Below are 22,275 nucleotides of genomic sequence, written 5' to 3'. Positions count from 1 at the left end.
AAAAATTTGATAAGTCGACTATCTAGCAATCAAGGAACCTACATAATCAGCCGGTTTTCGGGCCGAAATTAACAATAATACATCTCGAATGGTAAAACCTAATTCATACGATGACTTCAAGTCATGAAATTGTCGGAACTCTTCCTCCATTTCGAATTTGCGAATGCTACACTGGATTAAATTGGTTTATCTGAGTAAATCAGATAAACAATATTAACAGTGAGTTGGAGGTTACTATCGGTATTGAAAATCAGACTTATGCATAAACATCAGTCATTCTACTCAGGTTGTAGTTTAAAGAGATCTTAAAAACATGTAAGAGGAGGCGTTCCATCTTGTCTACAAGTTCATTAATCAGTTTAAGCAGTACAGCACTTTATATATCCTTTTTTATCTACTTACTAGCAATTATTCCTTTAGGACTAGCAGTTAGGTCGAAAAGAAAGATATTTTCAATACTTGGAATAACACTGACTTGGGTAGGTTTCATTTTACAGATTGTTTATTTTATAACTAGATGGTCTGTTGCCGGACATGCACCAGTTAGCAACCTTTATGAATTCATGACTTTCTTTGGCATTATGCTCGTTGGAAGTTTCCTGATTATGTATTATTTATATCGCCAAAGTGTAATTGGACTCTTTGCTCTTCCGATAGCACTGCTAATTCTGGGCTATGCAAATGCATTTTCGAAAGATATAACGCCCCTTATTCCCGCTTTGCAAAGTAATTGGTTAACAATACACGTACTAACAGTAGCCTTTTCTAGTGCGGTATTGTCCATATCTTTTGTTACAGGTATTATCTACCTTTTAAAAATAGTTAATCCAACTGAAAAAAGCAAGAATACATTCTGTTTGGAGCTCGTCATGTATTTTATGGTAGTTGTATTGGGCTTCATTCTAATGACTAGCACATTTAATGCAGTCGGTTATACTAAAAATCTTCAATTCGAAAATCATAAATCTGAGGTGGACGTTTATAACTATAAATTACCAGCCATTACCGTTCCTAAAAACTCAGTGGTTGTCCAATCAGTGGATGCGAATTCTTATGAGGCTGTCGATCAAAAAAACGGTATTATAGAGATTCCAAACTCGATTGATGCATTAAAATTGAATACAATAATATGGTCATTCCTTGTAGGGACTGTGCTCTACACAGTGATTCGTCTTTTCACGAAGCGAAAAATCATTTCTCTACTCAAACCACTTACTCATAAAGTAAATGCGAACTCTATGGATGAAATTACTTACCGAGCAGTCATCATTGGTTTTCCTTTGTTCACACTTGGTGGACTGATATTCGCTATGATTTGGGCCCAATTTGCTTGGAGCCGTTTCTGGGGGTGGGACCCGAAAGAAATTTGGGCTTTAATCACCTTCTTATTTTATGCCACAATGCTACATTTAAGGGTAGGGAAAGGATGGGAAGGAGAAAGAACTGCTTGGATGGCAGTCATTGGTTTTGGAATAATTATTTTCAATCAAGTCTTCGTGAACCTTGTAATTGCTGGGCTGCATTCATATGCTTAATAAAAAATATTGATAGATCGAGTTATGTTACTCACTAAACGAAAAAACGATTCCCCATTTCAACATGGTGGAATCGTTTTTTTTAACAGTTTGTTGAATTTAATTGTTAACTAAATTAAATCTCTAAATAGTAAATCAGACGATACAGGTTTCAATCCTATTTCTCTAGACCAAACAGATAATTGTCCAATATGATGAATTTCATGTGATAGTATATGTGTAATTATTTTATCAAACGAGAATGAATTAGTAGTACCATTTCTACTCTTTACTACCAAAGTTCTATCTTCAGATTCAGACGTATGTGATTTTATGAAGCTCTCTGTTCCTGGTTTGGTTAGATTAGAAAATGACTTAACATCATTAAGGCTTGATATTCTATTTATATCTTTAATGATGACTGATGTACCTTGCATTTGATTAACCCATATTTGTTCGCAGTCAATTACATGAAATAGATTATGTATTATGCTCTGCATACCCCCCATACGTTTTTTAGTGAGTTCTTCGTATGGAATGGTTTCACACCACTTAAACCAGTCTTCTCTGATTTGCCAATTATACTGAAACATATTTATCAATTAAATCACTCCAAACTTTTTCAACGCGAACTCAATTCCGTCTTCACTTGACTTTTTAGTTACGAAATCTGCAATTGTTTTTATTTTTTCATTCCCATTCCCCATAGCTATACCAAGTCCTACTAATTCCAACATGTCTATGTCATTCTCTCCATCACCAAACGCAATAGCCTCTGATTTATCAATGTCGAAATACTTTAAAACTTTTATAATGGCTAATGATTTAGATACTTCTTCTTGTAGTACATTCAATACATAAGGATGCCATCTCTTAAATGTTAGATACGGAAAATTTTGAATATATTTCTCAACCATTTCGTCAGTTGCATACAAACACATTAAGTAAACCTCTTGATTATAAATCAGTCTATTTATTGTAGGATAGTTATTCAATGATAGAGTTTCCTTCAACGCTTTTACTATTTCAGTATCTTTTACACCATTCATGCTAAAATCTTCAGTGAAGAATGAAAGACCTTGATTCTCTGTGTAGGAAAATTCAACGACATCTTGAATCACATTTTTATCCATCGGCACTTTATGAATAACCTGGTGATTGTGTTTGACATACGCTCCATTCGCAGTGATGAACGTATCTATTCCTAGTGCTTTTATTTCTTCGCACATAGATAATGGTCTTCCTGTTGCCGCTACTACCCTTATTCCTTTGTTCACTAATGCTTTGACTGCTTCTTTAGTATTAATTGAAATACTCCCATCTTCATGGTGCGTTATTGTTCCATCAACATCGAAAAACACAATTTTGTAAGCCATAAAAATCCCCTTCAGTAGCAGTAAGTTGAAAAGCGAGAAAATTGACATTAAATCATACTATACGTTTTTGGATTAAGCTGCTGTTGCAGTAACTAATGATATACTTCGAAAATCTTAAAGCCATTTCAATTCTCTGCTCATCAGAAGTGAAAAACTCGATCCCAGCACCTTTACGAACATTTATTGCTTCCTTAATTATCTGATGCCATTCCTCTGGTAGATGAAGCAATCCATACTCGCCAGCACCAAGTTTTGATAGTACGTTATGTTCTTTTAAGGTATAATATTGGCGTAACAATCCGAGAATCGACCATTCAATTTCAAAATCAATCGCTTCAGCTGATAGATGAAGTAACTGTCCCAATGAACTCTCAATTCTTTGGATCCGTTGTGCCCAATACGTATTCATATTTTCATGTACATAAGAAACTAAGAGCTGTGGATCAACTTCAAATCTTAGCGCAGTTGGTTCTGGACCTAAAATGCTAATTCCATTCGTTTTCAGTATCCACCAAGTGATAGAGTTAAAATAAGCACCATAACTCAATTCACCATCGTTATAGAAAGGATAAATATTATCATCAGCTTCTAGTTTACCAATATCCTCCCAAAGAACATAGACTCCATCCATTTCTGGTTTTTGATAGTTACTGGCAATAATACTATGAATTTCGGCTAATACTTCCACTTCTTCTCCTGACAAACGGCGATTTATTATTGCAATAAAATCAATATCACTTGAATCATTCACATAGGCATTCAGTGCAATTGATCCTTGGATATAAAATCCTTCGAGTGTGTTTGGTAAACGCTCATGAAACAAGGCGATGTAGTCCTTTAGAATGGTCTGTACAACAACTGGTAATTGCTGCATCAAGTTCTCCCCTTAATAAAAATGCATAATTCTCCACTAGTACAATGAATCCTATTTACTGTGTTTTAAATAAACAATATCTCCATTTTTCGTCACATCAAAAACTTCGTTATCTTCTGAATATAAAATTTTCACGTTGTCTACAGAATCTGTACCTTCAAAGAATATCCCAAACTTATTACTCTCAGGATAACCATATAGATAACAAACCACTTTTCCGTCTTTCATGAAAACGATTTGATTCATGCCCTCACTGACTTTTTCACTGATATTCCCCCACTTATAAGTGGTCATACATTTCAGAATCAGCATATTTCTCAAATTTTTCTTCAAATACATTTCTACTCATACATTCTTCCCTCCACAATTGCATATTCCAATGGTGTAGCAATAGGAAAGCAACCTTCAAAATTACTTTTCCACAAACGAGAATTCCCGCAACATTGAAATACGCATAATAAATTCAGACTTAACCTAACAATTTAGACTATAGCTTGAAGGATCGTATACAATCTTGATAAGCCCTTCAAAAAGGTGTCTCTGGGATAGATTAGCCCAATCATCCTCTACATCGGCCATTAACCACATAACCTCATCTAGAAAAACATGCTCTACTGCTTTTTCCCAATAAACGTAATCTAGATCGGTAAGACTACTATATTTTTTATAGCCTTGCAGGAATAATTGCCATTGTTCAGGCGTAAATGGTTTGTCTGGAGCGGTTGATAATTCATTATGAAATAAAAGTAGGGCTAATGCTACATCAAAAATACATGGAATCCAACTGGCATTATCAGGATCTATTAAATAAGGATCTGGTGTATAGATTAAGTTATTCGCTTTGAAGTCATGTGGAGTGAGTACAAATTGCAAACCGCTATTTTTCAATTCTTCTTGCTGATTAACTACTTCTACTAATTTCTTTTTCAGTTGAATACCTTCAATTTTAAAATCATAACGTGCAGCGTATTTTTCTATCTTTTGAACACTCTCTGCCACTTCGTCCACATTAAAATCAAAAACATCATATTCTTCTAATTCAAACGTATTTTCCATGGGCGAAAGGCTGTGTATTTCCCCCAATAGTTTGCCTGCTGCTATGATTTCGTCATCTTTACCGGAATACTGCGCTCCCTTAATAAATGGATAAACTACATATGTATCCTCTCCGATTGATTGAGGGTTTTCCACACTTAAACTAACTGGTGTTACCACATTTACTCCATTTTCTTTTAAGTTGGTCGTATACCTCATCAGTCTTTGTGCACGCTCAATTGGTCTCTGTGTTTTCTTAACAATAAAATCATTCATTTCACTGTTAACTCGATATACCGGGGAGAAAGGATAGATACTTTTCGGTTCTTCTTGAGTTTGAAAGCCGAATCTTTTTAATACTGCTAGTCCATTCATTATGTTTCCCCCATATTAATATACTTTATTGATAGATTTATCGCCTAGAATACTTTTAAATTGAAAGTCGCTTTTTAAATATTCACGTAGTGTAACCTCCTTATTTTATAGTGTAGAAAAATCGAAATTAACCATTAAATGCCACTGACTCTTACACGAGTTCAAAGTTAATAACCACCTTCATTAATTACAGAAAAAATGAGTTGCCGAAACAACTCAATTTATCATTTCGACTATAAATTTTATATTTACCTCGTAACCATGAATACACCGCCACAATGCGATACGCGATGAAATTCACATTTACAAACGTTTTTTAACGAGTATTTGATTTCATTGGAGACTAAATAAAACTCATCCTCATCCCAATATTCAATGCTATTATGTCTACAAATATCAAGCTCCTTACGTGTATGAAATGCAATATCCCCAATGAATATTTTCCCATTCGCTGAAAGTAGAGGTAGCAAACTCTTGATAAAGGTGATTTTCTCTTCATCCGCAATATGATGCAGCGCATATGTGCTTATAATAAAGTCATACTTATTGACTTCAAAAGAATCAGGAAAGCCCTTGGTAATATCACACTCCACCAAATTTGCCATTGGCATTTTAGACTGAGCTACCGCAATCATCTGAGTAGAAAAATCTAAACCATCTATGCGATGCCCATTTTCATAAAGTCGACTCGTTAAAACCGCTGTGCCAAACCCTATATCTAAAATGGTTGATTGTTGCTTTTGCATGACCTCATTAAAAATAGTATTCAATATTTTTTTGTATCCAGCAAACGGATACAAATTATTTTCTTCACACACTTGTACTGTTTGATCATAGTCATTCGCCCATAAATTAAATCCTTGCTGATTTAACATGAATGCTCCCCCTATAATTCGAACGAGCAATCGAGCATTCCTTTTTATTTAAAAATAGTCTTTTTAAACAATTTGATTTACCCGATTAGTCGCCGATCATTTCCCTTAAGACGTTGAATCCAAAGATAATAGTAGTTTTTTTCATAATAAACTCCACCTTTCATAGATACATAGATACATAGATACATAGATACATAGATATTATCATAACCTTTTGTATTTTGGAACAACTGCCGCGGAAATAATCCCCTTCCAATTTAACCTACCCCTTTTGTACCGTATGATTTGCAATCCTATTCAACATACGGTTTCTGTAAAGTTAAATTCGCTTCACAAAGCTTTAATGGATATAAAAAAAGAAGAGCCCATTTCTCGGGCTCCACCGTTTTATCCAATCTCTTCTAGTAAATACTTCAACCGATAGTGGTGTGTTATCACCCTATCAAGTACAGGATCTTTCATTTCGATTACATATTCATCTCCATATGCTAACGAACTTCCAACTGTTCCGATTGTTCCTGAATAAAAGATGTTTCCATTTTGGTCAATGTTCATTTGTTTAAAGTTCTCAATTAACGCTTGTGGTGACATTAGATCACCACAAGTACCTTTTTGGTATAGCTCTTCTTTGCCATCGGATTTTATCCAACATGTTAACTCAATTTGGCTCCAATGATCTGCTACATCTTCAAATTTCCAAACATCCTGCGCTAAAATATTTGGACACGCTTGCTTAGACATCGGAACGCTGAAAGTTTCTAGTTTACGATCAGTATGATCGCTCCCTACCGTGACATACATTCCATCATTAGACCAGATTAATACATACTCAATTTCTCCGCTTGTTTCATGATGTTGAACTTGGAATGTGTCTGCATACGTAGCCAGCTGATTTGATACTGGATACAATGTAGGAATGGTGGTAGGGGTTGCGACGCCTAACTTCGACAATTCATCGATATGTTCTTGTACTTTCTCCTGATCCACTCCTGCATATCCTGCATTAAATATATTTTCTACATAAATCTCTAATTTTTCCTCACTACCTTGAATGCTCATTATTAATTTATTTTCCATCTTTCGTCACGTCCTTTTCTTCTTTAGTATAGTTCTGGGACCCTGCTTGAAAATACCGGTACATTTTTTCGTACTTTTGCGGTAAGTTCTAAAGCTAAATCATTTACTATCGTTTCCTCGCTTTGTTCTTGCCCTATGGAAAGTTCACTTCCCCAGGGATCTATAATCATGGACATCCCAGCATATTCAACATTGTTATACGTACCAACACAATTACATGAAACGACAAACATTTGATTTTCAATTGCTCTCGCTTTTTGCAAGGTATGCCAGTGTTCTTTTCTGACTGTTGGCCACTCCGCTACAACGTGAAGTACTTCAGCTCCTTTAAGCGCAAGTTCTCTAGAGAGTTCTGGAAAACGTAAATCGTAACATATAATGAGCCCCATCTTAATGCCGTCCAATTCAAAGATGCTTACTTTTTTCTTTCCTCCTTCTAAGTAAAGATGTTCATCCAACATAGGGACAAGATGAATTTTGTCATATTCATAGACTAGTTCCCCTAGTCGATTTACGACAAAAGAAGAATTGTAAATACAACCATTCTTTTTATTCGCAACTGAACCACCAATAATATTCACATTGAAACGCTTCGAAATCTCTGTTAAGAAGGGAATTGTATCCTGCCCCGTTTCCTCTGCCACTTCATCCAAAATAGATAAGGTATAACCCGTAGTCCACATCTCCGGAAGAACGAGGATATCCGGGGATGTGGATTCCATTGTTTTTTCCACCCATTCCATTACTTTTCTTCTGTTTTCAGACGGTTTTCCGGCTACAATTTCCATTTGATAAATTGCATACTTCAATTTTATTTCCTCCTTTTAAGTCTGTGGTATGTGGCATGCCACAGATAGCAAATAATTAAGTTAACGAATGATCTGGACGAATACCAAACCAAAGTAGAATAGCAAAAAATACAGGTACAATACTCACTAGCAAAGTGGCCTCCCAACCGATGTTTTGTGCAAGCCAGCCACATAGTACGGGAGATGCAAAAGCGCCAAGATTTCCCCAAAGATTCATCCAACCTGACACGGAACCAGAAAATTCATTCCCCAAGTCCATTACTGCTGACCAAGAAGCGATTACTGGAAATCCTAAAGCTCCCAAAGAGATTGTCAGCCATAATACATTCATCCACGGAACAGTAGCATAAGCTGCTAAATACATTGATCCAGCAAAAACGATTAACCCAGCTATCGCAAGCGAACCTCTTGCAATCATTTTTGACTTCCCTTTCTTCACTAACAAATCCGAAATTGCGCCACCCGTCATAACTGTGATAAATATACCTAACCAAGGGAAACTAGCTGCGAATCCCATTTCGCCTAGCGAAAAATTTCTAGCTTCCATCAAATAAGTTGGCAACCAGACTAGGAAGAAAGTAATAATATACAAAACAATAAAATATTGAAGACCTAGCGCCCAGAAACGTCCATTTTTCAAGAACTTTTTCCAAGGAGCAAGAGTCTTTTTATCCCCCATAACTGTTCTATTCTCCATGATCTGTTTCAATTCTTGTTTGTTCACGAAAGGATGATCCTCCGGTCTATCCCGACCAACTATATACCAGATTAATGCGACCAGAATGCCCAACGCTCCAAAGATATAAAAAACCGCTTGCCATCCCCATGCTTGAAAAATAGCCACGGTTATCACGGGTGCAATCACTGGACCAAAATAAGATCCCGCTAACAGCGCACTTGCAGCCCGCCCTTTTTCCTGTTGTGCAAACCAATGCGTATTAAAGACTACATTTCCCGGATACATCGGACCTTCCCCAACCCCAAACATAAAACGTACGAGCGCTAATAACCCATGAGATTTAACAATCGCCGTTAACCCAGTAAATACTGACCACCAAATCAAGGCAATCATAACAATCTTTCTTGCCCCAATACGCTCCGCAATTATTCCAGCAGGAATTTGAGAGAGTGCATAGCCTAAGGAGAATAATGATGCTAACATACCGAATTGAACTTTGCTCATATTCAAATCTTCCATCATTGGCTTTGCAATAATTGCGATGTTTGATCGATCCATATAAGCAATCAATCCAATAAGGAAAAACATAAAAGCCAACCACCATCGTACACGCGATGGTTTTTCAATTTCTTTACTCTCCCCATCTTCTGTTAAATTTGCTGAAATTTTCGACATACATTCCCCTCCACCCCTAATGTAAGTGCTTACATACTATTCAAATCTTAATCCTATATCCTATAGTAATAGGAATACAAATCATTACTTAATCACTTAAACTAACACTAGATAGAATAGCAACCCGAGTGTGCTCGATATGCTCTAACACGGCCTCTTTTGTTTTTTCAACTTCTTTATTTCTCAAACACTCAATTATCCAGGCATGCTCCTTTAAAGTCTGTTCTTTTCGATTCGGTAAATTCAACGCACTAACACCAAACCACCTTATTTGATCACTAATTGTGCTCATTAAATTTACCAGGCGATGATTTCCACTCAATTCAGCCAAATAGATATGAAAGTCCTTATCCACCGATATGAATTGTCCACTATCTTTTACATGCTCAAGCTGTTTCACATAAATATGATTGAGCTGTTCGATATCTTTCTCCGTAATCTTGGAGATAAGTAGTTCTATAACAAGAATTTCAAGCGCTTTCCTAATTTGAATCACTTCTTCGACATCCCAGGCCGTTATTTTACTTACAAAAGTCCCCTTTCTTGGTATCGACTTCACCCACCCTTCCATCTCTAATAATAGAATTGCCTCCCTTACAGGTGTTCTACTAATTTCCAAATTTTCGCTCAAGTCTCTTTCGAACAATGCACTGCCGGGAAGGATTTCGTGTAAAACAATTGCATTTTTAATCCCTTCATATGCTTGTTGCTTAAGAGAAAGGGACTGCTGTACTATGAATAGGCTCATTCTCCATCTCCTCCCACTGGTATGTGGTATGCCAGTTGAATCTTAATTTTCAGTCTAAACAGTCTCATTCATTTTGTCAATACTAAAAAATTTGATAGTAATTAATGCGATAGTAGAAAAAGCCAACTATTACCTTCCTTTCAATCAAGGTGGGAATTAGTTGACGATTATTTTTCAATAAAGACTTTACAAAGTAGGTATGCAAAAAATATACCGACCGAATACAACCACAGTACATTCTAACGATGCTTCACTGTTGAAACTATAGATCCGCTCTGCTATCCCCTCAATTTTAAAAAAGCAGCATCACTATTGAAGTACTGATGAACTGTTATTTATTTATTTATTTATTTATTTCCCGTCCCATTCGGGCACTAAAATACTATCTAAAAGAGAATCACTCCATCCATCTTTCATTACTAAATCCTCACGCATTCTATCTTCTTTAATCATTCCTATTTTCTCCAACACCTTCGAAGAAGCAACATTTCTTGGATCACAGGTCGCATAAATACGGTGGAAATTGAATTCTTTAAAACCAAATCCAATTAATAATTTCGCTACTTCTGTTGCATATCCTATTCCCAAATAATTTGGATTCACAATATAACCAATTTCTCCGGTTTTATTTCCACAATCTCGAATATTAAACTCAGCTGCGCCAATCATCTTTCCGTATTACTTTAAAAGTATTGCAAAGACAAATCGACTTCTCGGATTTATTTTGAAATCATATCTGCATTGCAAGTCCATTTATTGCTATGAATATTCTAAATTCACATTTGTGTTTCGGAAGATTATTTGCTTTCAGGAAAATTGTTTACGGAATAACTAGTCAATGATATGCACTTAGATTGCACCCTGCTGCCGCGAGTAGAATCTGAGTTCTTTACATTAACCTTTAATGTTTACCTACAAACTACTCAGCCTTATTCAACATTTGATTTTTCCCAGTACAATCCATATATTGCACACTCCCTATTTCACCTGACATTGAATTATAAAATACAAGTTGCTCATTAATCATCTCAGTTAAAAAAGTTGTTTTGGTGGAGTCGTGGCTAACTGCTACCAGTTTGAATTTATAAATCGCTCCGTACGTTTTAGGGACAGCTAAAAAGAGTTCTCCCTTCTCAACAGATATATCTAGGACTTTGTTGTCCTCATTTCCAAATAGATACTTACCTACTATAGGTTCTACGTTTGTGTACGGAATTGGTACAGCAGGAAGCGGTAAAGATGTCTTTTCCTCAAAAATAGTCTTCGCAATTTCCAGACTTAAATGTTTTACAGGCGTAACATTCATATTACTCAAAAAGATAATAGTAACTTGATCATCAACAAATCTGAGAAAATCGCTACAAAAACCGCTGATATCTCCAGAATGATGCACACAGTTTTTTCCGAAAATTTTGGATTTCATCCAACCATATGCATATGAACTGAGATTTGGAGTAAACATTTTCTCTGTTAGTTCCTTGTTAAGTATTTTGAATGATTTTAATGCCTTATCCCAAATAAATAGATCCTCCGTTGTAGAATATAGACCATAGGATCCTAATGGAAATGACAAGTCAGCATATGCTGGGTGAATCGGTTCTTCCCAGAATGAATAACCAGAAGCCAAACTAGGAACGACCCTTATTCCATCATCGCAGCCTGTATTATACATGCCCAATGGATGGCATATTTGCTCCTGTATATAATCTGCATATGATATGCCTGAAACTATTTCCATAATAGCCGTTAGCAACGTGTAGCCCGAGTTTGAGTAGCCAAAACTCCTTCCAGGTTCAAAGTCCAAATCCCTGTCTTTAAATGAGTCAATAAGCTGATTTAAAGTCGAAGGAAGTCTCATAGTACTAGACCAAAAATCCGCAAAACTTGTATAATTGGGAATGCCTGAGCTATTCGTTAAGCAATGGAGAATCGTGATTCGATCACCATTAGGATAATCATGAAGATACTTACCAACATAATCGTTTATGTTCAATTTCTGCTTTTCATGTAATTGAAATATGCCCATTGCTGTAAAAGCCTTAGTAAGGGAACCTATGCGAAATTTAGTAGTAGGCGTATTTGGCACTTTATGTTCCCAATTAGCCATACCAAAGCCTTTGTTAAAAAGAATGTTTTCGTTAGAAGCAATTAGTATGGAGCCATTCAAATAACCATTTCGATCGTAAGATTCAATCCAGTTAGCTATCCGGTCCTCTACTATCATGTGAATTCCCCCCCTATAATAACGCCACTCTTGGTCCGTATATTTATTATAGTAACAATTTAATCTTGATTAATTTTATTCAGAACAAGGAATACATATTGAACATCCCCCTTATTTTAGATGTTTGAAAACACTTATGCTGCCATTGTTGTCTGATTATTTAAAGTGGAATAGCGGTTTAACTTTGAATATGCCCGCAGTTTAGTCTAGTAATTTTTCTCTGGTCTATACTTATATTGCATTCAATTTTAACTTTTCTAATTCGATCTCTATCTGATTTAAATCGATTCGTTCAAATAAAGGACTTACTTGAAAGGTTTGATATATTGATTTTTCTATGGGTTCCCAAGTAAATGGTGCTAAATTCAACATTACTTTCACTTTATCACTTGAAAAAGGTAGGAATGGCGATAATAACTAAGCACAATTTGCAATAATATGCACACATGTAAGTAAAATATTCTTGCACTCTTCCCTGTTCTCATGGATTTCTTTCCAAGGTTGTTTTGTATCAAAGTATTTATTTCCGAAGCGAATGGTTTCAAAAATCGTTTCAATCGCTTGTTTGAAATGACCTTGTTCAATCAAGTGACCAATCTCACCATATCTAGATTGAGTCATTTCTACAATATCTAAATCCAGGTTACCAGTAACAGCCCCTTCAAATGATTTGTCAATAAACTTCAACGTCCGATTTACGAGGTTACCGTAAGCACCAAGAAGCTCAGAATTATGACTGAAAATGAATTCACGCCACGAAAAATCAGCGTCTCTATTTTCAGGTGCATTTGCAGTTAGAAAGTATCGAATGGAGTCAGGATCATAACTTTCCAAAATGGCGGGAACCCACACAGCCCAGTTTTTGCTCGTTGATAGTTTCATTTTTTCTAATGTTAAGTACTCGTTTGAAACGATATGTGTTGGAAAAGCGTCCTTTCCAATACCCGATAAAATAGATGGCCAAATAATCGAGTGGAAGGGAATGTTGTCTTTCCCATGTACATAGTAAGATACGGTCTCTTCATTCCAAAAAGCTTCATCACTTTGATTAGTGTCAATCGCCCATTGTTGACTGGCCGAATAATAACCTGATACTACTTCAATCCAAACGTATACTTTTTTATCCTCATAACCTTGTACTGGGACACTAACTCCATTTTGTAAATCTCTGGACACAGCGCGGTCATGTAAACCTTCTGTCAAATATCTTTCTGATAAATGGATGGCATTTTCTCTCCACGCTTTGTTTGCCCGAACCTTCTTAACTTGCTCTTCTAGCTCATGTTGAAATGAACTTAATGAAAAGTAGAAGTGTTCCGTTGCCTTTGTGGTTGGTTCATTGCCACAAATTTTGCATTTACGGTCAATTAAATCAAGCGGATCAAGGATGGTTGAACAATTATCACATTGATCCCCACGAGATGGATGTCCACAGTTCGGACAAACACCCTCCACATACCGATCCGGTAAAAATTGGTGGTCAAACTCACAATACGTTTGTTCAATCTCTTTTTTATAAATATATCCATTCTCAAGTAGCTGCAAGAAAATCCGCTGGACAACTTCATGATGTTGTTGACTATCCGTTCTGGAATAAAAATCATAACTAAATCCCAGTATCGCAAAGCTTTCTATAAATTCTTGATGATAGCGATCTGCGATATCTTGAATCGCTAGCCCTTCTTGATTGGCCCTAATCGAAATAGGTGTACCATTACAATCGCTACCTGACACATATAAGACGGATTCACCCTTTAGTCGGTAATACCTCGCTAAAATATCCCCCGGTAACAACGCTGCGATATGGCCTAAATGCAATGACCCATTGGCATATGGCCACGCACCCCCAATTAAAATGCTCAAACGAATTCCTCCTTTTTAGGGCATACAAAAAACCCCGCCACTTATCGTATCGATAAGGACGAGGTTAATATTTCACTCGTGGTACCACCTTAGTTCACAAATAGCTCACGCCACTTGTCTTAGTAAGTACGTCGCTACAAATCCTGCGAGTATACTTTGACATTTGTAACAAGTGCCAAATCTTGTTGCAGCCTACTCATCCGCGGATTTTCAGTGCAAAGCTCGGAGATCATGTTCATCAGACTAGTTTGCTTCATTTCCACCAACAGAAGCTCTCTATATAACATCGTCTCATTACTTTTCCTCGTCATTGCCGTTTGATATAAGGTTTGAATTGATTATAGAGAAGTGTGTGTGTAAATGCAAATAATAAATAAACGTATTTCCTGGTCATGTTAACCATACTTGTATCACAACGTCAGCGATACACTACAGTGGATTATTACAAGTAAAGGAGTCACCATGCATTACATATGGGATTTGTGAATAATGAGTTGCCCCAAAAATTATTTCGATTGTAAAACTTAATCCAGTTACTTTTATGTAAGTTATTTCCTTATTTAGACTATGCCATTTTGAGAACTTATATTCATTGTAATTATAATGTATTCTGTATAATTATATTTAAAATCTCTAATTTATCCAAGTCCTTATTGTTATTTTTTGTTCTTCTATAGCCATCTTCTAGCGATTTATTATAGACTTTAACGAAATCCAAAATCGTAGGTAAATAGTATTCTGAACCAGCATCTTCAAATAGGTTTAAACTTGTATAATCTACATCCGCAAATTCCAATAAATCTTCCGTAAAAGCAAACCCAATTTTAATATCATTTTTAATAAATTCATGTTCCTGTAAGTTAACCATTCTATAGCCTAGCTGTTCCATGGTATGTTGGAGAAATTTCCATTTTTCTTCTAAATAAGTTAAGGGCACAAGTATATCAATATCTTGAGGAGAAAAGTCGATATTTGTTACTTTTCCAAGACCTAATGAACCATATAAGACAGGTACAATGTCTAACTGTTGGTTTAATAATCCAGAAATACATATAAATTCTTCATATAAATAATGTTCTCTATTCATAATTTCCCCTTCTATCAGTCAAAACTATATTTATATATAGTAGTATCTTTCACTCGTTTTTTTTGCACAGAAATCGATTCGGTATTAAAGTTATTTATCATCTTTTGGTGAAAATTTAGCACTCTATTTTCCACTCCACTCATGAACTAAAATACTGTATAAAAGGGAATCACGCCATCCATCTTTTAGTAGTAAATCCTCACGTATTCTACCTTCTTTTGTCATGCCTATTTTCTCTAGCACCTTTGATGAAGCAACATTTCTTGGGTCGCATGTCGCATAAATACGATGGAGATTAAAATTTTTAAAACTGAATTCAATTACCAATTTCGCTGCCTCTGTTGCATATCCCATTCCCCAAAAATCTGGATTTATAATGTAGCCAATTTCTCCGATTTTATTGCTATAATCTTGGATATTTAACTCAGCTGCCCCAATCATGTTTCCGTTTCCCCTTAAAATTATGGCAAATACAAATCGACTTCTTGGTTTCTTTTTGGCATCTACAATAACTTGTTTTACAAACTCTTCAGATTCCTCCTCAGAGTTTGGTCCCCACGGTTGGTACTGACACACTAGTTGTTGCGATGCATATTTATGAACATCTACCCAATCTTTCTCTTCAATTTCTCGCATTATTACTCTTTCACTTTTAAGATATTCCCCAATCAAAAAAATCCCCATATCTAACTTTCCCACTCTCCTCTTCGTCAATTTTAATAAGGTTCAAGTCATTTTTTATTTAAAGGCTTGGAACCTTGTCAGTTCCTCTTCAATTCCATTCATAATGTCAAATGCTCCTGTTGACTTGTTTGAGCATACAACAACTATTTGAGATGAATTGGGAAAATAAGCGGAGTGAAAGCTAACTCCAGGATCATAGCCCATTACATGATACTTAAATACACCTTTTTCATTTTTCTTAATCCATATGCCATATCCATAAAAGCTATCTTCATCGACTTGAGTATGAGCCGTGAGTAACTGATTGGTTAGTACCTCATTTAGAAGTCGATGGTTCATCAAGGCTTCCCATAGCCTAACCATATCTTTTGCTGTTACATATGCTCCGCCATCCGAACCGCCTTTTACTGGTAGTGAATAAATATTCGTTTTCCATGTTCCGTCTGAATTATCTATATACCCTAAAGCAGTCCCTTGCGGAAGAGCATCAAACGCAAAGTATCCTGATTCTAACATGCCGACTTCTTTAAAAATACGTTCTTCAACGTAGTCAGTAAAGACAAGTCCACTTACTTGTTCAACTATCAAACCTAGCAAAATATAACCTGCATTATTGTAGTGAAACCGCCCTACTATCGGAGATTTCATGTGCTCATTTTGAAAAAGTGGCAAAAAGTCGCTCAAACGTCTTAAGTGATACATCGGATTTTTGACCCACAGTTCCTCAAAGTCATCCATGACTTCTTCATCGAAATAATCTGGCATTCCTGTAGTATGCGTCAGTAAATGGTGGATGGTTATCTTTTCGTCTAAATACGGAAAATCTAAATCAAGACATTCTCCTATAGTCGTATCAAAAGATAGTTTTCCTTCTTCTACAAGCTGACAAATTGCAATTGAGGTGAAAAGCTTACATCCAGACGCTATTCCATATCGAGATGTTCTTTGATTTTTTAATTGTTCAGAACGATTGGCATAACCATAGCTTACATCTGCCAAAATCCTTTCCCCATCTTTAACAAATACAGTACCTGAGAAATGATTACTACTTTGAATTTTTGCAATCTGCTCTGTAATTTTTATGTTCACTTTTATTCCCCCAATGTATCTGTTTTAAGTCATATCTTTGCTTCAACGTAAGTTAGATAGTTTATACTCTTTGACAAATTCCTCGTAATCCAATACTTCAATTGCATCTGACCAATGCCTAATGAAAATAACAGGTTTTCCATTAGCCTTGAAATCCTTAATAACAATCTTGATTATTGACAGCTCTCTTGAAAATTACCGAAATTCACTATTCCATTTTGCACATCTATAACTAAAAAAGCCTCCATTTTCCCACCAACTTTTCCTTTGATAGATAACTCTTCTAGAATGGTGATAACTTCTCCTGCTATTTAGGGGGTCGTTCTCTGACACTTTTTTTGAAAAATCGTGTTAATGCCAATCATCTTTCCAAGTCGGGACCCCCGCCTTATATTCCCGCATTTGTTATACTAATCGTATTAATCATTTAGGGGGTTAAAAACATGGCAAAGTTATTTGAACCATTTACAATACGCGATGTTGAATTTAAAAACCGCATCGTTATGTCACCGATGTGTATGTATTCGAGCCATAACGAAGACGGAATGATTGAGGATTGGCATAAGACACATTACGCCACACGTGCTGTCGGTCAAGTTGGCCTTATCATTGTTGAGGCTACAGCAGTACAACCTGCGGGACGAATTTCCTCACAAGATCTTGGCATCTGGAGCGACGACCATATTGCGGGATTAACAGAAGTGGTCCATCTCATGCAACAGCAGGGCGCGAAAACGGGCATCCAGCTCGCACATGCTGGACGTAAAGCGACAGTCGACGGCGATATTTATGCACCGTCCGCAATTGCATTCAATGAAAAGTATAAATCGCCTGTTGAAATGACTATAGACGATATAAAAACGACTGTACAAGCATTCAAGGAAGGTGCAATTCGTGCGAAGAAAGCCGGGTTTGACGTCATTGAACTCCATGGTGCACATGGCTATCTTATTAATGAATTCCTGTCGCCTTTATCGAATAAACGGACGGATGATTACGGCGGCTCTGCAGTAAACCGCTATCGCTTGTTACGTGAAATTATCGAAGTAGTTCGCACTGTTTGGCAAGGTCCCTTGTTCGTCCGAATATCTGCACATGATTATACTGACGGAGGCATGACGTCCATTGCGTACATTGAAATGGCGAAGTGGATGAAAGAGCAAGGCGTCGATCTAATTGATGTTAGTTCCGGAGCGGTCGTCCCAGCCGCAATTGATTCATTTCCTGGCTATCAAGTGAAATTTTCGGAAACAATTAAAGATGGTGCCGATATATTAACGGGCGCAGTTGGCCTGATCACAACTGGTATCCAAGCAGAAGAAATCTTGAAAAACGGCCGTGCCGATATGATTTTGCTGGCACGCGAACTATTGCGCGACCCGTACTGGGCATATACAGCTGCAAAAGACCTTCGTGTTGAGATCCAGTCGCCGAAACAGTATGAGCGAGGCTGGATGTTTTAAATAAGTTATCCTGCCAATATTGGACAGTAATTTATAAATAAAAAAGTAGTAGTGCAAACCCTGGCACGGGTTCGCACTACTACTTTTTTAGTGATATGCCTGTAGAGTATCCTCTTAGGTATCTACCAATAGTAAATATAATTTATTCACCTACTCGAGATATAAAATTCGTGGAAACTTCACGAACCAGATAAAGTATTTGTCTAACTCATTCAATTCTACGTAGTAGTTCCAAATATCTCCTAATGGAGTTATATAACCTTTCTGAGTGTTCACCAAAAATAAAGGTAAAGGTTATAACTTTGTAGAATATTGTCTATTAAACGAAAATGTTTGAAGGGATTGAGATAAATGCAGAAGTTAACGACTAGTGTTAAACAAGTACAAGAGAAACTATTGGAATTAGGACATCCAAACGAGGTCGTCAAATTGACAGACAGCGCTCGAACTGCTCAAGAAGCGGCAGATGCCTTAGGGTGTGAGGTCGCGCAGATTGCTAAATCGATTATATTCAAACTAAAAAGTACAAATGAGCCGCTATTAGTTGTTGCGAGTGGAATCAATCGCATTGATGAGAAGCTAGTTGCTCAAACGCTAAATGACAAACTAGGTAAAGCAGACGCTGATTTTGTCCGTGAATCCACAGGATTTGTTATTGGCGGGGTTCCCCCATTAGGGCATAAAAACTCTGTACTAACCTTAATTGACGAAGACCTTTTCAAGTATGAAACGATCTGGGCTGCTGCTGGACATCCGAAAGCAGTATTTCAATTAACACCAGATGAACTCGAGAAAATGACAAATGGACAAGTTATTTCTGTAAAATAATGTTTGATACATACACTAAACCCGATTCTTCCTGCAATAGGAAAAATCGGGTTTCAGCTTACATATTTTCACATAAGATATTGCTATGTTCAAGTAGATGTAACGGCTGAAAAGCACCTATATCACTCTGAATTCATGTTTAGTCCCGAATAACTTCACCGTTTTTCCATTCGAACCGTGAGAAGTCTTCCGCAATATGGAGTGCTGGGAAAATGGCTTCCCCTTGTTTTTGCAATTGCGCCACGTCGCTAGGCATGAATCGGGCACTAATATGATTTGCAATAAGCGTTTTAGCTCCTGCTTCTTGCGCTACCCGTGCTGCATCCCCGATTGTTGAATGGCCATATTCTTTCGCCAGATTTCCCGTATCTATATCGAACGTAGCCTCGTGAACAAGAATGTCCGTGTCTTGCGCCAGTTCAACAGCGGCACTACAATAATTTGTATCACCAAGAATGGCAACTATAAATCCTTCTTGCGGTTCCCCGGTGACGTCCGAACTGGCAACAACTCGCCCGTCCTCCAATATCACATCTTCTCCGCTCTTCAACTGTTTCAGTAGCGGACCGTTTGGTACACCCGCTTCTTTCGCTTTGGTGATGAGTAACTTTCCTGGAAGAGGCTTTTGCTCAATCCGATAACCTAAACACGGGATAATATGCTGTAAACTTTTCGCAGTTACACGGTAATCGGCATCTTCAAAAACAACGCCTTCCCCGATTTCATGAACAATTAGCTCATAGTTTAAATGCGTATTGGTTACGCGCAACGTTGTCTTAATCCATTCATTCAACCCAGTTGGCCCATAAATGTCAAGTTGCTCCTCGCCACCAAGGAATGAGCGCGAGCCAATCAATCCGGGTAATCCGAAAATATGATCGCCGTGCAAATGCGTGATAAATATCTTGCCGATTTTCCGTGGTTTTAGCGATGTATGTAATATCTGGTGTTGCGTCGCTTCCCCACAATCGAATAGCCAATAACCGTCCCCTTCGGCCGATAAATTCAAAACGACAGCTGACGTATTACGCATTTTGGACGGCATACCCGCCCCAGTTCCTAAAAATTGTAGTTCCATAACGGATATCCACCTTTCATTTCATGCCCCGCTTCACTGTTCCAGGACCGAATTTTTGTTCCAACTGCGAAAGCAAAGTATCCATTGTCTCTTCTTTCGCATGTTTTTCAAAGTTATAAATTGATAGCTGTTCATGCAGTTCATTCATCATAACCACATTTGATACGGTAATACCAAGAAGACGAATTGGTTCGCCATCCCAATGCCTTGTAAATAAATCAGCAGCTTCTTTATAAATATCTTGTTCTTTATAAAGTGGATTAAGGACCGTCCTGCTTCGAGAATGATTACGCCAGTCTGCTGTACGTATTTGGATCATGACGACTGTGCCGGCTAATTGTTTAGTATCAAGACGGGCCGCTACTTTGGACGCCAACCATTTGAAAACCTTCAGGCATTCATCCAAATCAGTTTCATCTACCGGTAATGTCGTTGAGCTGCCAAAACTTTTACGTTCTTCAGCAGCTTCAGGGTCTACAAGACGGTGGTCAATACCATTTGCACGTTCATGTAGTCGGATGCCGTGTTTCCCAAAAGACGATTTTATGGTGATCTCATCTGTTTTTGCCAAATCCCCGATTGTGAAAAGGCCCAACTCATTCATCTTTTTCTCTGTACTCTTCCCAATTCCATGCATTTCAATAACCGGAAGTGGCCACAAGATAGATTCAATTTCCCTCTTTCGTAAAATCGTAATACCCATCGGTTTTTTCATATCTGATGCAGTCTTCGCAAGAAACTTATTCGGCGCGATACCAATCGAACACGGCAGGTCAAGCTCCTGCAAAAGACGTTGTTGCATAGCAGATGCAATATTCACAGCATTGGTCAATCCACCAATCGCAGTAATATCGATATACGCCTCATCAATTGACACCGGTTCTACAAGGTCAGTAAAGGTTCGTAACAAGTCGAAAACAGCAGACGAAGCGATTCGATATTTTTCGAAATCTGGCGGGACAATTACCAGATCTGGACATAGCCGTTTCGCCTCACCGACAGTCATCGTCGTGTAAATGCCAAACGATCTTGCTTCATACGAACATGTCACAAGAATGCCTTTTCGTGCTTTTGGATTACCGGCAACCGCCATTGCGATACCTTTCAAGGAAGGGTCATGCGCTTGTTCAACGGATGCAAAAAAACTATTCATATCCAGATGAAGAATGACCTTTGCTTGTGAATCACTAACCGTCGTCAAGACATATTCCCCTCCTTCACTTTAATACTACTTATGTAGAAATAAAGAATGCCATTGAATTCGCTCAGGTGCAAGGGGGATATCTCCCGCCCTAAGCCAAGAAACTTAGCCACCATTCTTAGGGCTTTGACTACCCCATTTAGGGCGCCTTCACTTAGTTTTTTAGGTATCCATTTGTTTAATATATTTAATTATAACATGCAAAAACCGGACAGATGCCACTGCCCGGCTTACAGATTACTTTTCTTGTGCTAGTTGTGCTTCCACATACTCGCCGATTTTATCCATCCCAGCAAGCGTTTGGGATAAAATCTCAGGATCGACAACGGTAATCATTCGGTTTTCTAAATTTGCAACTGTTGTGAAATAAGGTGTTCTTGAGTACGCAATAAGTCCCGAGGAAGTTAAAGCACTTTCTGGAATATCAAGAATTTCTTTCGCATTCAGTACAAGTAAACCAATGTATAAACTGCCAGTTTGAACTACAACAACACGTGCATCTTCATATCCTTGTGCAGTTTTACCATAGAGAATCTGTTCAAAATCCAGAATCGGAACAAGTTCCCCACGAATCCGCATAAGTCCGAGCATATATTCAGGAAGATGTGGAATCGGGTTTATTTGTTCAAGACGCTCAATTGACACGACAGTATCAACAGCAATCGCGTATTCCTCGTTACCACATTGGACAATAACTGCTTTTAAATCACTCATCCTTTTA

The 22,275-nt window shown here is 37.4% G+C and carries 21 protein-coding genes, 1 pseudogene and 1 other annotated feature; of the genes and pseudogenes, 3 read left to right on the top strand and 19 right to left on the bottom strand.

Going from position 1 to position 22,275, the window contains the following annotated elements; genetic code table 11:
• Positions 1-335 precede the first annotated feature (335 nt).
• Positions 336-1,535, top strand: coding sequence for a c-type cytochrome biogenesis protein CcsB (ccsB, locus tag H7992_RS12505; RefSeq protein WP_187044816.1), 1,200 nt, complete (start codon positions 336-338; stop codon positions 1,533-1,535).
• A 110-nt stretch (positions 1,536-1,645) separates the two neighbouring features.
• Here ccsB and H7992_RS12500 read toward each other — a convergent pair whose 3' ends face one another.
• The 16 genes and pseudogenes from H7992_RS12500 to H7992_RS12425 form a co-directional block, all read right to left on the bottom strand.
• Positions 1,646-2,107 (bottom strand): DinB family protein, encoded by a 462-nt coding sequence (locus H7992_RS12500; RefSeq protein WP_255428692.1) that lies wholly within the window; start codon positions 2,105-2,107, stop codon positions 1,646-1,648.
• A 9-nt stretch (positions 2,108-2,116) separates the two neighbouring features.
• On the bottom strand, positions 2,117-2,890 hold the full coding sequence (locus H7992_RS12495; protein ID WP_187044814.1) for a Cof-type HAD-IIB family hydrolase: 774 nt from the start codon (positions 2,888-2,890) through the stop codon (positions 2,117-2,119).
• Positions 2,891-2,942: 52 nt separating this feature from the next.
• Positions 2,943-3,764, bottom strand: a complete 822-nt coding sequence (locus H7992_RS12490) for an aminoglycoside adenylyltransferase domain-containing protein (protein WP_187044813.1) — start codon at positions 3,762-3,764, stop codon at positions 2,943-2,945.
• Between the two features lie 51 nt (positions 3,765-3,815).
• The gene (locus H7992_RS12485; protein ID WP_187044812.1) at positions 3,816-4,097 is read right to left on the bottom strand and encodes a hypothetical protein; all 282 of its coding nucleotides are present in this window, start codon (positions 4,095-4,097) and stop codon (positions 3,816-3,818) included.
• A gap of 141 nt (positions 4,098-4,238) precedes the next feature.
• Entirely contained in the window at positions 4,239-5,174 is a 936-nt protein-coding gene (locus tag H7992_RS12480; RefSeq protein WP_187044811.1) for an aminoglycoside phosphotransferase family protein, read from the bottom strand.
• Between the two features lie 248 nt (positions 5,175-5,422).
• Entirely contained in the window at positions 5,423-6,049 is a 627-nt protein-coding gene (locus tag H7992_RS12475) for a class I SAM-dependent methyltransferase (RefSeq protein WP_187044810.1), read from the bottom strand.
• 387 nt (positions 6,050-6,436) lie between these two features.
• Entirely contained in the window at positions 6,437-7,126 is a 690-nt protein-coding gene (locus tag H7992_RS12470) for a DUF2848 family protein (protein WP_255428420.1), read from the bottom strand.
• 23 nt (positions 7,127-7,149) lie between these two features.
• Entirely contained in the window at positions 7,150-7,935 is a 786-nt protein-coding gene (locus H7992_RS12465) for a carbon-nitrogen family hydrolase (RefSeq protein WP_187044809.1), read from the bottom strand.
• 55 nt (positions 7,936-7,990) lie between these two features.
• A complete protein-coding gene (locus H7992_RS12460; protein ID WP_187044808.1) occupies positions 7,991-9,289 on the bottom strand; it encodes an MFS transporter in 1,299 nt (432 codons plus the stop codon).
• An 88-nt stretch (positions 9,290-9,377) separates the two neighbouring features.
• Positions 9,378-10,037 carry a GntR family transcriptional regulator gene (locus H7992_RS12455; protein ID WP_187044807.1) on the bottom strand — a complete coding sequence of 220 codons (660 nt, stop codon included), beginning with the start codon at positions 10,035-10,037 and terminating at the stop codon, positions 9,378-9,380.
• A 351-nt stretch (positions 10,038-10,388) separates the two neighbouring features.
• Positions 10,389-10,706 (bottom strand): GNAT family N-acetyltransferase, encoded by a 318-nt coding sequence (locus H7992_RS12450; RefSeq protein ID WP_255428419.1) that lies wholly within the window; start codon positions 10,704-10,706, stop codon positions 10,389-10,391.
• Between the two features lie 250 nt (positions 10,707-10,956).
• Positions 10,957-12,261 carry a serine hydrolase domain-containing protein gene (locus H7992_RS12445; RefSeq protein ID WP_255428418.1) on the bottom strand — a complete coding sequence of 435 codons (1,305 nt, stop codon included), beginning with the start codon at positions 12,259-12,261 and terminating at the stop codon, positions 10,957-10,959.
• Between the two features lie 231 nt (positions 12,262-12,492).
• Positions 12,493-14,124: pseudogene (gene metG, locus H7992_RS12440) on the bottom strand (methionine--tRNA ligase).
• Positions 14,125-14,175: 51 nt separating this feature from the next.
• Positions 14,176-14,444, bottom strand: a binding site (T-box leader).
• Positions 14,445-14,722: 278 nt separating this feature from the next.
• Positions 14,723-15,211, bottom strand: coding sequence for a hypothetical protein (locus H7992_RS12435; RefSeq protein ID WP_067209151.1), 489 nt, complete (start codon positions 15,209-15,211; stop codon positions 14,723-14,725).
• Positions 15,212-15,334: 123 nt separating this feature from the next.
• Complete coding sequence (locus H7992_RS12430) at positions 15,335-15,895, bottom strand: GNAT family N-acetyltransferase (RefSeq protein WP_187047881.1); 561 nt, start codon at positions 15,893-15,895, stop codon at positions 15,335-15,337.
• Positions 15,896-15,949: 54 nt separating this feature from the next.
• The gene (locus H7992_RS12425) at positions 15,950-16,984 is read right to left on the bottom strand and encodes a serine hydrolase domain-containing protein (RefSeq protein ID WP_187044806.1); all 1,035 of its coding nucleotides are present in this window, start codon (positions 16,982-16,984) and stop codon (positions 15,950-15,952) included.
• Positions 16,985-17,427: 443 nt separating this feature from the next.
• On the opposite strand from H7992_RS12425, the gene namA reads away from it, so the two are divergent.
• Together namA and H7992_RS12415 are read left to right on the top strand one after the other, a co-directional pair.
• Positions 17,428-18,447, top strand: a complete 1,020-nt coding sequence (gene namA, locus H7992_RS12420) for an NADPH dehydrogenase NamA (RefSeq protein ID WP_187044805.1) — start codon at positions 17,428-17,430, stop codon at positions 18,445-18,447.
• Between the two features lie 351 nt (positions 18,448-18,798).
• Complete coding sequence (locus tag H7992_RS12415; protein WP_187044804.1) at positions 18,799-19,275, top strand: YbaK/EbsC family protein; 477 nt, start codon at positions 18,799-18,801, stop codon at positions 19,273-19,275.
• Positions 19,276-19,414: 139 nt separating this feature from the next.
• Here H7992_RS12415 and rnz read toward each other — a convergent pair whose 3' ends face one another.
• The 3 genes from rnz to H7992_RS12400 all read right to left on the bottom strand — a co-directional run bounded on the left by rnz (position 19,415) and on the right by H7992_RS12400 (position 22,268).
• Positions 19,415-20,353, bottom strand: a complete 939-nt coding sequence (gene rnz, locus H7992_RS12410) for a ribonuclease Z (RefSeq protein ID WP_187044803.1) — start codon at positions 20,351-20,353, stop codon at positions 19,415-19,417.
• 16 nt (positions 20,354-20,369) lie between these two features.
• Positions 20,370-21,554, bottom strand: a complete 1,185-nt coding sequence (locus tag H7992_RS12405) for a DNA polymerase IV (RefSeq protein WP_187044802.1) — start codon at positions 21,552-21,554, stop codon at positions 20,370-20,372.
• Positions 21,555-21,791: 237 nt separating this feature from the next.
• The gene (locus tag H7992_RS12400) at positions 21,792-22,268 is read right to left on the bottom strand and encodes a chemotaxis protein CheW (protein WP_067209139.1); all 477 of its coding nucleotides are present in this window, start codon (positions 22,266-22,268) and stop codon (positions 21,792-21,794) included.
• Positions 22,269-22,275 lie beyond the last annotated feature (7 nt).

Origin of the sequence: Sporosarcina sp. resist (genome assembly GCF_014302295.1) — a bacterium.
Classification (GTDB): Bacteria; Bacillota; Bacilli; order Bacillales_A; family Planococcaceae; genus Sporosarcina; species Sporosarcina psychrophila.
The sequence above is the reverse complement of the archived record's forward strand: the minus strand, read 5'-3'. Positions and strand labels throughout refer to the sequence as shown.

Bases quoted from the DNA above. Each gene is read 5' to 3' on its own strand.
- H7992_RS12500 (WP_255428692.1), bottom strand. From the start codon at position 2,107: ATGTTTCAGTATAATTGGCAAATCAGAGAAGACTGGTTTAAGTGGTGT.
- H7992_RS12495 (WP_187044814.1), bottom strand. From the start codon at position 2,890: ATGGCTTACAAAATTGTGTTTTTCGATGTTGATGGAACAATAACGCAC.
- H7992_RS12490 (WP_187044813.1), bottom strand. From the start codon at position 3,764: ATGCAGCAATTACCAGTTGTTGTACAGACCATTCTAAAGGACTACATC.
- H7992_RS12480 (WP_187044811.1), bottom strand. From the start codon at position 5,174: ATGAATGGACTAGCAGTATTAAAAAGATTCGGCTTTCAAACTCAAGAA.
- H7992_RS12475 (WP_187044810.1), bottom strand. From the start codon at position 6,049: ATGTTAAATCAGCAAGGATTTAATTTATGGGCGAATGACTATGATCAA.
- H7992_RS12470 (WP_255428420.1), bottom strand. From the start codon at position 7,126: ATGGAAAATAAATTAATAATGAGCATTCAAGGTAGTGAGGAAAAATTA.
- H7992_RS12460 (WP_187044808.1), bottom strand. From the start codon at position 9,289: ATGTCGAAAATTTCAGCAAATTTAACAGAAGATGGGGAGAGTAAAGAA.
- H7992_RS12455 (WP_187044807.1), bottom strand. From the start codon at position 10,037: ATGAGCCTATTCATAGTACAGCAGTCCCTTTCTCTTAAGCAACAAGCA.
- H7992_RS12450 (WP_255428419.1), bottom strand. From the start codon at position 10,706: ATGATTGGCGCAGCTGAGTTTAATATTCGAGATTGTGGAAATAAAACC.
- H7992_RS12445 (WP_255428418.1), bottom strand. From the start codon at position 12,261: ATGATAGTAGAGGACCGGATAGCTAACTGGATTGAATCTTACGATCGA.
- H7992_RS12435 (WP_067209151.1), bottom strand. From the start codon at position 15,211: ATGAATAGAGAACATTATTTATATGAAGAATTTATATGTATTTCTGGA.
- H7992_RS12430 (WP_187047881.1), bottom strand. From the start codon at position 15,895: ATGGGGATTTTTTTGATTGGGGAATATCTTAAAAGTGAAAGAGTAATA.
- namA (WP_187044805.1), top strand. From the start codon at position 17,428: ATGGCAAAGTTATTTGAACCATTTACAATACGCGATGTTGAATTTAAA.
- H7992_RS12415 (WP_187044804.1), top strand. From the start codon at position 18,799: ATGCAGAAGTTAACGACTAGTGTTAAACAAGTACAAGAGAAACTATTG.
- rnz (WP_187044803.1), bottom strand. From the start codon at position 20,353: ATGGAACTACAATTTTTAGGAACTGGGGCGGGTATGCCGTCCAAAATG.
- H7992_RS12400 (WP_067209139.1), bottom strand. From the start codon at position 22,268: ATGAGTGATTTAAAAGCAGTTATTGTCCAATGTGGTAACGAGGAATAC.